This window comes from Maribellus comscasis (assembly GCF_009762775.1).
GTDB classification, from domain to species: domain Bacteria; phylum Bacteroidota; class Bacteroidia; order Bacteroidales; family Prolixibacteraceae; genus Draconibacterium; species Draconibacterium comscasis.
In genome coordinates this window covers 3,405,811-3,419,533 of sequence record NZ_CP046401.1, presented here as the reverse complement: position 1 = coordinate 3,419,533, position 13,723 = coordinate 3,405,811, and the positions used below count along the sequence as shown (strand labels likewise).

The 13,723-nt window shown below is 37.8% G+C and carries 6 protein-coding genes; all 6 read left to right on the top strand.

All coding sequences use genetic code 11. The features are described from left to right. Positions 1–93 precede the first annotated feature (93 nt). The 6 genes from GM418_RS13575 to GM418_RS13550 all read left to right on the top strand — a co-directional run bounded on the left by GM418_RS13575 (position 94) and on the right by GM418_RS13550 (position 13,714). Complete coding sequence (locus GM418_RS13575; RefSeq protein ID WP_158867174.1) at positions 94–1,095, top strand: DUF4097 family beta strand repeat-containing protein; 1,002 nt, start codon at positions 94–96, stop codon at positions 1,093–1,095. 68 nt (positions 1,096–1,163) lie between these two features. After that, positions 1,164–3,587, top strand: a complete 2,424-nt coding sequence (locus tag GM418_RS13570) for an ABC transporter permease (protein WP_158867172.1) — start codon at positions 1,164–1,166, stop codon at positions 3,585–3,587. Between the two features lie 81 nt (positions 3,588–3,668). Beyond that, positions 3,669–6,170 carry an ABC transporter permease gene (locus GM418_RS13565; protein WP_158867170.1) on the top strand — a complete coding sequence of 834 codons (2,502 nt, stop codon included), beginning with the start codon at positions 3,669–3,671 and terminating at the stop codon, positions 6,168–6,170. A gap of 335 nt (positions 6,171–6,505) precedes the next feature. After that, the gene (locus tag GM418_RS13560) at positions 6,506–8,911 is read left to right on the top strand and encodes an ABC transporter permease (RefSeq protein ID WP_158867168.1); all 2,406 of its coding nucleotides are present in this window, start codon (positions 6,506–6,508) and stop codon (positions 8,909–8,911) included. Positions 8,912–8,985: 74 nt separating this feature from the next. Next, the gene (locus tag GM418_RS13555) at positions 8,986–11,364 is read left to right on the top strand and encodes an ABC transporter permease (RefSeq protein WP_158867166.1); all 2,379 of its coding nucleotides are present in this window, start codon (positions 8,986–8,988) and stop codon (positions 11,362–11,364) included. Between the two features lie 13 nt (positions 11,365–11,377). Further along, positions 11,378–13,714, top strand: a complete 2,337-nt coding sequence (locus tag GM418_RS13550; protein WP_158867164.1) for an ABC transporter permease — start codon at positions 11,378–11,380, stop codon at positions 13,712–13,714. Positions 13,715–13,723: the final 9 nt, after the last annotated feature.

Genomic DNA, 13,723 nt, shown 5'->3' with positions numbered 1-13,723 from the left:
GTGGCGGCGTTAAAGGAATATTAGCCCGAACAGGGCGATGATTTAGGAAAAAAATAAAATGAACGACAAAATTAAATACTTAAAGAACTTGCTATGAAAACTCAACTAAATGTAAAAATGTACATGATAATTGCTATGCTTTTCGCGCTGGCATCGTGTAATGGAGTCGCCCAGGAGAATAAGACTCCAACTATAACAAAAACCTTTGATCTGAATCAGCCGGGCACATTAAATGCCTCATCATCCGGTGGAGGAGTAACCGTAAAAACCCACAATCAAAACGAAGTAATTGTGCAGGCTTTTGTCCGAAAAAACGGCAGGATATTGTCTCCTTCTGATGCACAACTCGACGACATTTTGGAAGATTATGAACTGGAGTTTGAGAAAAATGGTTCAGTTATTACTGCGGTTGTCAAACGCAAAACCCGGTTTAATTTCCGGAGCAACACAGGTATTGCATTAACCATTATAACACCCCGAAAAATGTCGTGTAACGTTTCGTCGAGTGGTGGCGGAGTCGATATCTCAGGCGTAGCCGGAACACATAATTTTTCCAGCAGCGGAGGAGGTGTACGAATTGAAAATGTTACCGGTTCCACCAAGGCCAGTTCTTCCGGCGGAGGTGTGACGGCAACAAACCAGAACGGTGATTGCCGTTTGAGCTCCAGTGGTGGCGGTGTAAAACTGACCGACGCACAAGGCAATGTTTTTGCCCGCAGCTCAGGTGGCGGTGTGCGCCTGAACAACATCGATGGCGATGTGGACGCCTCCAGTAGCGGAGGAGGAGTAAGTGTTTCCGGAAAAGCAGGAGCTGTAAAAGCAAAATCAAGCGGAGGATCGGTTCGTGTTGACATTGACAATTTAAGCAAAGAGTTATACCTTAGCTCCAGCGGCGGCGGAGTTGATGCAATAATCCAAAATGGCGACAAGCTTGGCCTTGATTTGGATTTAAGTTCCGACAGAGTAAATATCGATCTTCATAATTTCTCCGGGAAATCAGAAAAAAACCGGGTAAAAGGAACAATGAACGGCGGAGGAATTCCGGTTTATATTCGTTCTTCCGGTGGAAATATTAATGTTCGGTATAATAATTGAGAGCGAAGAACAAATAAAATAATCGCTCATTTTTAACCAAAATCCACTGAAAATAAAGCACTAAAACCATGAACTACTACCTGAAAATTGCCTTAAGAAATTTATTTCGTGAAAAGAGATATACACTTTTCCTTTTTTCATCCATTTGTATTGGCCTAATCACTTTTATTCTGGTTTCAGGTTATGTTTTTTATGAAAAAGGTTTTGATCGCGTTTTTCCCGACAACAAAAACATTTACCGGGTAACTACCGATATATACAACAATAACGAGTTAAGCCTCTCTATTCCGAGCGGGGAACGCGGAATATCAACATCAGTGAAAGAAACGTATCCCAATGTTTTGGCTTCAGGTTATATTACCAGAACAAGTAACCCACAATACAAAATAGGAGAAGAAATCTTTTCCGACGAACAGATCTACCACGCCTCTCATGGTTTCCTGGACGTCTTTTCCATCCCGCTTGTTCTGGGAAACGAAGCGCAGGTTTTAACCCGGCCCTACACCGTTATTATTTCGGAAAGTACAGCCAAAAAATATTTTGGAAATGAAAACCCAATTGGGAAGACTTTGTTTAAATACCCGGCGTATGAATATACCATAGAAGGCGTTTTTCAGGATATTCCTGCTCAGGCACACTTCACAGCAGATGCGTTGCTTTCTTTTCACGATGATATGCACCTGCCGCCACCTGCAAAAGCGCAGTGGGGTGAAACAGGTTTTTATACCTATCTGAAAGTAAAAGACAATACGGATATCAACCAATTGGAAACGGGAATCAACAATCTGGTTGCAGAATACAAAAAAAGCACATTCGGGAAAAACAATATTCAACACAAATATCATCTGCAAGCCCTAAACGACATCCACCTTCATTCAGAGTTAAAACAAGAATTACAACCCAATTCGCGGGCTGAATATGTGTATCTCATTTTTATCATTGGATTTTTAATTCTTATAGCTTCCGGCTCTAACTACATCCAATTTTCATTCTCACGATTAATTAATTCAGCCAAACAAACCGGTATAAAAAAAATAAACGGTGCGACTTATTCGGGAATTGTTTTTGCCTCATTGGCAGAATCCATTATCATTCACCTTTTTGCATTGATTATTTCACTTGCGATTGTACGTATGTTGTTCCCGCTTATGCAAAATGAATTTGGCATTTTACTCCAACCCGTTTTCTTTCAACCCTTGTTTCTTGAAGTTCTTTTCGGAATTCTGATTCTGAGCATTTTTGTAAATGGTGTTTTGCCTGCTTTGTTGATCAACCGTTTTAACGGCCTCGAATTGTTAAAACTAAAATATAAACCTGTTGCCAGCGGGATCTCTTTCCGGCAGGTAATTGTAGTTGCCCAGTTTGTAATTATAATCGCCATTATCTCAGGAATTTCAGGAATGAATAAACAAGTAAATTTTCTCATTCAAAAAGACAAAGGCTTGGATTTAAACAATACAATTGTTGTTAAAATTCCGTCCAACATGCGTAAAACCTCACAACGGATCAACAATTTGTCGGCATTTGACCAGGATTTAATGAGCAACAGCTCTATTGTGGGAATCTCAAGTTCAAATGTAATTCCCGGAGATTTGCCGGCCTACAACTTCAATTTTAAAGAAATACAATCGCAAAAGGGAGGGAAAGCAGCGTTGATTGTGGCAGACGAAAACTACATCAATAATTATAAAATTGATTTGCTGGCCGGTAAAAACTTTTATGCAATCGCAGATGATGACAAAAAGAACGGATGTCTCATAAATCAGGCATGTTTGTCGGTTATGGGTTTTAAAACGCCGGAAGAAGCCGTTGGACGAATATTGAAAATGGAAGATGAAAGTGGACTTCAAAAATTTGAAGCTTCAGTTATTGGTGTTACAAAAAATGTGGATTTCAGCGATGCCAAAGAACAACATGAACCCATTGTTATTATGGACTGGACACAAAATATGGTTTGGGGAAACTATTCCATAAAAACGGCAACTCCAGATTATGCTTCTGTTCTTCCATTTATCCGGGAAAAATTTAAGGCTACATTTCCCAATTATCCATTTGAATATGTTGTTCTCGAAGACTACTACAACAGGCAGTTTGAATCAGAAACCCAACTTATAAAAATATTCCGGCTTTTTATTTTCATCGCCATTTTTATCAGTGTAATTAACCTGTTTTCTATTTCCTGGCTGATTACAACAGCGCGGATAAAAGAAATAGGAATTCGAAAAGTAAATGGCGCCAATGTTTCTGAAGTGATGGTTTTATTAAACCGAAATTTTATACTGTGGATTATTCTGGCTTTTGTAATAGCCACTCCGGTTTCTTGGTTAGCCATGAACAGTTGGCTCGAAAATTTTGCCTATAAAACCAATTTAAGCTGGTGGATTTTTGCTTTGGCTGGTTTGCTGGCATTGGGAATTGCGTTGTTAACCGTTTCATTTCAATCGTTTAAGGCAGCTACAAAGAACCCGGTAGAAAGTTTGAGGTATGAATAGCGGGAAAGTCTGATGGGATAAAAGAGATGTAACAAATAATTAAAAAAACAGAATGAATAATCGTTCCTAAAATGATAACCAATGAACCTAACCAATTTTAAGATCGTTCTCCGGCTGATAAAAAATCAGAAACTTCCCAGTCTGTTGAGCATTTTTGTTCTTACACTTGGAATGACCTCTTTTTTGTTGATTTTCTTTTACATCCAGCATGAAAAAAGTTTTGACGGGCTGTGGAAAGCGCCGGACCAGATTTACCGGTTGGCACTGGAAAAAACTCTTCCCAACGGAAGTAAAACCACAACAGCTACCAACTATCCCGGACTTTGCAGGGTTTTAACTGATGAAATTCCGGGAGTGGAGTGTGCCACCGGACTGTGGCCTGATGTGGTAACCGCATTTACAACCGAACATTTCCTGAAAGATGCCCGGTTTTACTGGAGCGATGCGAATGTTTTTAAAGTATTTAACCGCCCGTTTATTGCTGGCGATGCAACGAATCCTTTCTCAACAATTCAATCAGCAGTAATTTCGGAAAATGCCGCCTTAACATTGTTCGGACGAAGAGATCCGCTGAATGAACATTTTAAACTCAACGAAGGCTGGGAATTTATTGTTGCGGGTGTATTTGCCGACATCCCTGAAAACAGCCATTTAAAAGCAGACATTCTGATTTCCAGGGAATCACTATACTATTACATAACACATTTCGACAATGCCACCTCAAAACTTAGATTGGAACCCATTACCGGATCTTTGGAACCACCGTCTTCTTCGGGCAGACTTTGGAGAAACCCCCAGGCTTATACTTATTTCCGGCTGAAAAAGAACGCGGAAATCAGCTCTGTTTCCCAAAAGTTCCCGGCGATTTATAAAAAATACACCAGCCATTTAATTGAAGCCGGACAAAAATCTGCGTTTATTCCCCAACCCGTAAAATCGATTCATGCCAACTCCGACTTCGAGCAGGAAATTTCCCCCAATACAGATTCAAAAACCCTGTCCGCTCTTTATATTGTTGCTTTCCTGATTTTGATGATGAGCTGGATAATCTTTGTCAATTTCCAGATAACTCAAATAATTGAACGGGCAAAAGAAATAGGCCTTAAAAAAGTAGCAGGGGCCTCGTCATACAGCCTTCTTTCCCAAATAACTCTTCAATCCGTAATGATTAATGCTTTCTCCATTCTGCTGGCTCTCGGTTTATTTTTTGCCTTACGGGGACAACTTAGCAGGTACGTCGGAATTAACGGCCAGTTACCTGTTCATTCAATTTTCCTGCTCAGGTTTATCGGCCTGTTTATCGCAGGGAGTTTTTTAAGCGTTATCTATCCTGCATTTATACTTATTTCAAAAAGGACACAAATGCTCCTTTCAAACAAGTTCGCCAAAAACAACGACGGATTTACGCTGCGCCGCTCCCTTATTGTCTTCCAATTTGCAGCTTCCATCGGATTGCTTATCGGAACAATTACCATTATCCGGCAGGTTTCTTTTATGAAAAACAAAGATGTGGGCCTGAAAATAAAACAGACAGCCTATTCTTTTACGCCTATGAGCCTGATAAAAAAAGAGGGTGCCACGGAAAAACTGGTCTCTTATATGAATGAAATAAACAAACTTCCGGGGATAAAAGCTACTACGGTAAGTTCATGTATTCCAGGGAAAGAGATCAGTTTTCACAGCAATCATATTTACCCCGAAGGAAAGCCGGAATTGCAGGGCGATAATTTTGGAATTCTGAACATCGACCACCGTTTTCAGGAAGTATTTGAACCGAAACTATTGGCCGGAAAAATATTTACAGAAGAAGATTCACCAGAAGGGACAAAACTGGTAATCAATCGGGCAGCAAGTAAAACCTGGGGATTTCCTTCACCTGAAGCGGCTGTCGGAAAATTTGTTGAAGTGGAGGTTAACGATTTTCTAAGTATTCCTAAAAGTACATTTCAAATTTGCGGAGTAATTGAAGATTTCCATCAGGAGTCGCCACGAAAAAAAATAGAGCCCCTGCTTTTGATGCATAGTTACAGATGGAAATACGATGTTGGCTATATAACAACGCTTTTTGACGGTTCTGCTTTGCCCGGCGAAATGTTATCCACTCTAAAAAAAGAGTGGGAGAAATTTTTCCCTGTCGACCCCTTTGAAATTCAATATACAAACGAGAAATACCAGCTTCAAATGAGTGCCGATAAAAAACTGGCAGGAATTTTCTCCGTGTATACCTTTTTGTCGGTTCTGCTGGCTGTGCTGGGATTGTTTGGGCTTGCCGCCAATTCAATTCAAAAAAGGACAAAAGAAATTGGGATTCGAAAAGTAAATGGTGCAAAAATTACTGAAGTTATGGCCATGCTAAACGCCGACTTTATAAAGTGGGTAATTTTATCGTTTGTAATTGCAGTTCCCGTTGCCTGGTACACCATGCAAAAATGGCTGGAAAAATTTGCGTTCAAAACAGATATAAGCTGGTGGATTTTTGTACTTGCCGGATTGTTAACGCTGGGAATTGCTTTACTAACCGTTTCTTTTCAATCTTACAAAGCCGCAACACGAAATCCGGTAGAAAGTTTGAAATATGAGTAAGTCTTTATTTTGCGTATAAAATTTTAACACAAAGTGTATAATATTTTGACAACTCAAATCCCCCAAAAAGCATAACGTACTGACAATCAACATCGTGTATTTTAGGTATTTTATTTGATTCTAAAACATGAGATGTCAACTATAAAATTTAAGAATCATAATCAGGACACCGGAAACAGGAAGATACAAATCTTATTGACGCAGCATTTTTGTTGGTGGTCGAAAAAGAGAAAATGTAGATTCGTATTGCAATAGCGTAATTAAAAGTTTGAAAAATTGAAGGTTCTTAAACCACTATACTTGAATGAAAAATCAACAATTGAATAGATACTAAAATGCTTCAACATTACCTGAAACTCATCTTCCGAAACTTTGCCAAACACCGGCGCTTTTTTGTGGTAAATATTATTGGCCTATCGATTGGGATAGCAACCTTTTCCATGCTTTGGATGCATATTCAATATGAAAAAAGTTACGACCAGTTTTATCCGCAGACTGAAAATTTATACCGCATTAGCTACCATGCTTCAAAAGACGGGAAACAGTTAACCAACAGTTGCCGAACACAATCAGCACTGGGGCTTGCGTTGCAGGGCAACCCGGAATTGATTGCGGCAAGTTGCAGAGCCTTTTACGAATCATGTTTTATGTACACCGATAATGTTCAAATGTACAACCAGGATGTAGTTTGGGCCGACAGCGCTTTTTTTAACGTTTTTCAAAATGAAATGGTTTTGGGCGATATTTCAACTGCTGTATCCAATAAATACACCACTGCAATTTCTGATAAAATGGCCCGTATTTATTTTGGTGATGAAGACCCGGTTGGAAAAATTATTAAACTAAATGAAGGCATCCCGTTTACCGTAACAGCCGTTTTTAAATCCCTGCCCGAAAATACACACCTGCATTACGATTTTGTGGTCAGCTTTTATACTTTGGAAGATTACGGTGTCAACCGTCAGGGAAACTGGAGAGGAATTTTTGTTTCTACATATTTCAGAAAAACACCTGCCGCCACGGAAACAGACATTACAAACCTGCTCACAGAAACAGCCGGAAAATACCTGACAAACAACGGAAAAGATGGCTTGCAGGCCGGGTATTCCATCATGCCGGTAAAAGATATTTATTTACAGTCGGATTTGGAAGGTGAATTTGTTCCACAGGGGAATCGTACCAAAGTGAAGTTGTTGCTTGTTGTTGCGATATTTATTATTGTTATTGCGTGGACAAACAATATTAATATATCAACAGCCTTGTCGTTTGAACGTGTGAAAGCCTCGGCTATCCGAAAAATTAACGGGGCCAACAACCGGTCTTTAACGAAATATCATCTGGCAGAGTTGCTTGTGATTAATCTCACGTCCATTCTTTTTTCACTGGTACTTATTCTGCTGGCTTTACCCCTTTTCAGGTCGTTTGTGGATAACAATATCTCCATCGCTTCCTTTTTACAGCCATGGTTTTGGTTTATGTTTGGAGGCATATTGTTGTCGGGTATGATTTTTACCGGAACCATTTCGGCGCTGCTGCAATCTTCGTTTAATCCCTTGCAGGTAGTAAACAACAAAATTACAAACTCCGGTGGTTTTGGTTCGGTTCGCTACGGACTGACTGTGTTTCAGTTTATGCTTGCTATTATTCTTATTGGCTCAACAACACTCATATTTAAACAGATCAATTTCCTAAAGAAAAGCAACTTGGGAATGAACCCAAGCCAGGTTTTGGTGATGCGGGGGCCGGCAACCAATAATACCACAGGAGAAAGGCGTTACCATGAATTTTGCGCTTTTCGCGAAGAGCTTTTGCAGTCACCTTATGTGGAAAAAATTACAGCCACAATGAACATCCCGGGGCAAACCAACCGCTACAACAACGTAACGGTTAGCCGGAGAGGAAAACAATTAAATACAACGTTCAATATTTCTTTTTCCGATGAAAATTATTTCGCCACTTACCAGGTTCCTATTCTTGCAGGCCGGAACTTCTATCCCATATTGGCCAGCGAAAGCAAAAATGTAATTATAAACACAAAAGCGGCTGAAGCCATGGGCTTTGAAGCGGCTGAACAGGCAATTGGTGAAAAAATTAATATTGGTGACAACGAGATGGAGATTGTTGGTGTTGCTCAAAATTTTCATCACGAATCGTTGCAAAAAGAGCTGGAACCCTATATTTATCAATTCAGGCATCCACACGAATTTGGCTATTATCCGGCGCTGGTTAAAACTTCAAATATTCCGGCATTAATGAAGTCGGTAAAACAGGTTTGGGAGAAACATTATCCGCAGGCCCAGGCCGATTTCTTTTTCCTCGACGGCTATTTTAACAAACAATATTTTTCTTATAATCAGCTTGGGCAGCTGGCCGGAGCAAGTTCCTTGCTGGCAATAATAATTGCATGCCTGGGACTTTATGCTTTAGTTTCGCATACCGTAAATAAAAAAGTTAAGGAAATCGGTGTGCGCAAAGTAAATGGAGCACGGATATCTGAAATATTGGTCATGCTAAACAAAGATTTTGTAAAATGGGTAATCATTGCTTTTGTTTTTGGCACTCCCCTGGCCTGGTACGCCATGAACAAGTGGCTCGAAAACTTTGCATACAAAACCAACCTAAGCTGGTGGATTTTCGCCTTGGCAGGAGTGCTTGCTTTGGGAATTGCGTTGTTAACAGTGAGTTGGCAAAGCTGGCGGGCTGCTACGCGGAATCCTGTAGAAGCTTTACGGTATGAGTAAATTGAACTCCTGATTATGAATTGTATCAAATAAATATTATTAAGTATGAATAAATAAAGTAGTAAATAAACCAGATGACTACGATAATCAGATATATAAAAGCAACTTTTCGTAATGCAATAAGAAATAAATACATTTCGTTGCTGAATTTGTTTGGATTAAGTGTTGGTATAACATCCACTTTGCTTCTTATATTGTGGGTATCCCATGAATTGAGCTTTGATCATTTTTTTGCAAATAGCGAAAACATTTATCAGGTTATCTTTATGGGTGAGCAAAACAATAAGGAAGTTAAAGTATGCTCCACGCCTCAAGGAATCGGAGTTGAAGCAGAAAAATTATTTCCTGAAGTAATTAATTTTACTCGTATTCGTAAGCATAATCGGGCTGTTTTAAAAGTTGGAGACAAACAATTTTATGCCGAAAAAGGATTTTATGCCGATTCCACTTTTTTTTCTGTTTTTTCGTTTGAAGGAAAATTTGGTGATTTATCTAATTCATTAAATAAACCTGACCAAGTCGTTATTGATGAATATTTGGCTGCCAAGTGTTTTAGCACGAAGTATCCTGTAGGGGAAAATATAAGTATAAATGGAAGAGATTATACTGTCAGTGCTGTTGTGAAGAATGTCGCATCCAATTCACATTTACAATTTCACTATTTAATACCGGTACTTAATCTTTCGGAGGGTTGGCAGAATACAAAATGGACCAGCGATAATTGTTTTCAATATCTGGTAGTAAATCATGCAGCCAAAATACCTGAACTGGAGATAAAATTGACTAACATGGTCACGAGTAAATTTACAGTTTGGAAACAATTAAATGCATTCATTAAGTTACAGCCTTTACATGAGATTCATTTTAGGTCTGAATATATTCTGGATTATGCTGTTTTGGGGAACAAACAAAATGTTTTTGTTCTGGCCTTAATTTCATTTCTGATTTTGTTAATAGCATGTGTCAACTTTACAAATATCTTTATTTCTACCTCTTTAAAGCGTACAAAATCAACTGGAATTAAAATGGCATCGGGAGCTAACAAAGCTGGAATTATTAAAGAGTTTGCTTTTGAGGTTTTACTATTTATTTTTATATCATTCCTGATTTCTTTTGGCTTGATTTACCTGATGCTGCCAGTATTCAACAATCTGGTCCATACAGAAATGCCTATAACAATATTTAACCTGAAATTCGTTTCCATAAGCTTCGTAGTGATTATCCTCACTTTATTAATGTCGGGACTTTTCCCAGGTTTATATATTACTCGCTTTAATGTCGTTTCAGTTTTAAAATCCGGATATACGGGATTAAAGGGTAATAAAAATAAGTTGCAACGTAGCTTGGTAACTATTCAATTTATTATTGCTATCATACTAATTATTTCTGTGCTTGGTATTCAAAAGCAAGTTTATTTTTTACAGCACAAACAATTAGGATTTGATAAAGACAAGGTATTGTATGTTAGAACTTATGGTGAATTAGAAAATATTCGTAATATTAAACTTATGGCATCGGAATTGTCACAAAATCCAAATATTGTTGACATTTCATCGCGCAGTTCATTACCTACACAATTGGTAAATGGCGGACAAATGCAAATAAGTTCAAACCCTGATCATAAAGTACATGGCGAACGTGTTGAAGTTGGGGAAGGCTATTTCGATTTGATGAATATAAAGTTTGTTGAAGGTGGACAAAAATTTGACTATTCTAACGATCAAATTAATACCTGTATTATAAATGAAATTGCAGCTAAACGACTACTCCTTAAACCTCCGTATTGCGGGCAGTTCGTTTTTGACTTAAACCAAGGGCATGATTTGAAAATTATTGGAGTAATACCCAACATTAATACCAAATCACTCAATTCAGAAATAACACCATGCTTATACACAAAAGCTTCTAATTACAATGGTAATGGAGTTGTATTATTTAGGCTGGCTGGTAATTTGGAACCTGCAATTAAACAAATTAAAGATTACTGTGAAAAAAATAACAGTGCTGTGCCATTCGAATACCATTTTTTAGACGAAGTGTATGACAATTTATATGTGAATGAAATTCAGATTCAGAAAATGCTAATCTGGTTCTCCGTTATCTCAATTTTGCTTACTAGTCTGGGTTTATTCGCGATGTCGTTTTTTATAACAGAAAAACGAACCAAAGAAATCGGTATCCGCAAAGTAAACGGAGCAAGAATATTCGAAATACTTACGATACTCAACAAAGACTTTGTAAAATGGGTAATCATTGCTCTTGTTATTGCTACGCCAATTGCATATTATGCCATGAATAAATGGCTTGAAAATTTTGCCTACAAAACCACTTTGAGTTGGTGGATTTTTGCCCTGGCCGGAGTACTGGCCTTGGGAATTGCATTGCTGACGGTAAGTTTTCAAAGTTGGAAGGCGGCAACTAGGAATCCGGTGGAAGCTCTGAGATATGAATAGAAAAATATAAAATATGAAAACATACAATTTAAAACTAACATTACGCAGATTTAGCCGGGATAAAATCGGTTCGTCCATAAATATTATCGGAATAGCATTTGGTTTGGCAGTAACAATACTGGTTGTTTTTTATGTGCATAACGAATTGTCTTATGAAAGCTGTTTTGATAATTCAGGGCAAATTTACCGCATATCGGAAGAAAACAATTCAACTCAATGGGCGGCTATCCCTCCTACGATTGGGTTAATGGTTAAAGAGCAAATTCCTGAAATTGAAAATATTGCCCGACTATCGCTTTGCAAAGAACAAATAGTAAAAGTTGGAGCAGAATCATTTATTGAAAACAACGGATGTAATGCCGACAATTCTGTTTCTTCTATATTTTCATTCAAATGGTTGTCTGGTAATAGTAAAACAGCTTTAAGCAATCCTGCGTCAATTGTTTTAACACAATCGCTTGCCAAAAAATATTTTAATAAGAATGATGCACTCGGAAAAACTGTTGAAATTGACGAAAACACTTATACCGTGACAGGCATCATTGAAAATTTGCCTTCAAACACCCATTTGAAATTCAATTATTTTTTATCACTGTCTGAAAATTATGACAATCTGAACAGATACGGCAAATGGCAAAATTTTTACACTTACTGTTCATTGAATAAAACAGTTAATACGGAGTTAGTTACAACCAAACTTAATGATTTTGCAAAAAAATACACGCAACTTCTTCAAGGTTCAGAAAATACAGAAATAAGCCTTGCTCTTCAACCAATAAATAAGATTCACTTATTCTCAAAATTGGAAAAAGAAATCCCAGGAAATGGAAATATTTTGTACCTCTTTATTTTTTCAATTATTGCAGTGCTTATTCTATTTATTTCTTGTGCCAACTATATCAATCATAGCGTTATCAAAACATTAAAACGGGTTAATGAGTTTGGGGTAAAGAAAGTATTAGGAGCATCAAAAAAGAGATTAGTCTTGCACTTCTTTCACGAATCGTTTATATATGTGTTAATTGCCACAGTGTTTGCGTTGGCTATAGTTTTTCTGTTCAACGAAAATTATGGATATATTTTAGGATTGAGTCTGAAATTAAAAGGTTTTAACATCGTTGTTGTTCTTTCGTTACTGGCTTTGATTACGTTTCTTGTGAGTTTTTATCCTGCGTCAGTTGTTTTTAAATACAATATTACCGATGCACTTAAAAGTAAGAAGAATGTAAATGCAGGATTTAGGAAAGCGTTGGTCGTATTCCAGTTTGCAGCATCTATTTTTTTGATTGTTTGCACATTGGGAGTCCACCACCAGATGAAGTATATCAATAACAAAAATTTGGGATTCGACAAAACAGCAACAATATCTGTCAAATTATATGGCGACCTATATAATAAATTCAAGAAAAATGGAGATGTGCTGAAAAATGAGTTGCTGAAAAATCCGAATATAGTTGATGTATCGCTTACTTCATATGAATTAGGAAAACGTATCGGTTTTTCCACAATTTATCCGTTATCGCAAAAAAACAAGGAAAATTTACCTGATGTGAGGGTGTTAAACACCGATGGGCGTTTAATTTCGTTATTAAATATGAAAATCACTGACGGTAACAACTTTACCAAGTCTCAAACGCCATCAGTCATTCTTAATCAGGCAGCAGTTGATGCTTATGGTTTTACAAATCCACTTAACGAACAAATTGTTGTTGGCGACACCAAACACAATGTTGTTGGTGTAGTTCAAAATTTTAATTATTCATCGTTACACGCCGAGGTTGAACCTCTTGCGATAACAAACACTTATTATTTTCTTGTCAATTTATACGTTAAGATTAATAGCTCGAACATAAGCGGAGCATTAACCGATATTGAAAAACTGATACAAACAACATCTCCGGGGAGTTTATTTGCCTACTCATTCTTAAATGAAACTTTAGGTAAACAATACCAAGCCGAACAGAACCTGAATATACTTTTGAATATTTTTACCTTTTTAGCCCTTTTTATAGCGTGTTTAGGCTTGATGGTTTTGTCAATATATTCTGCCGAATTACGAATTAAAGAAATCGGCATTCGAAAAGTAAACGGCGCAAAAATATCGGAAATACTAACGATGCTCAATAAAGACTTTGTGAAATGGGTAGTAATTGCATTTATTATAGCTACACCAATTGCATGGTATGCAATGAACAAGTGGCTCGAAAACTTTGCCTACAAAACCACATTGAGTTGGTGGATATTTGCATTAGCAGGCGTGTTGGCGTTGGGAATTGCTTTGCTAACGGTGAGTTGGCAGAGTTGGCGGGCGGCTACTAGGAATCCGGTGGAGGCATTGAGGTATGAATAAATAGACAAC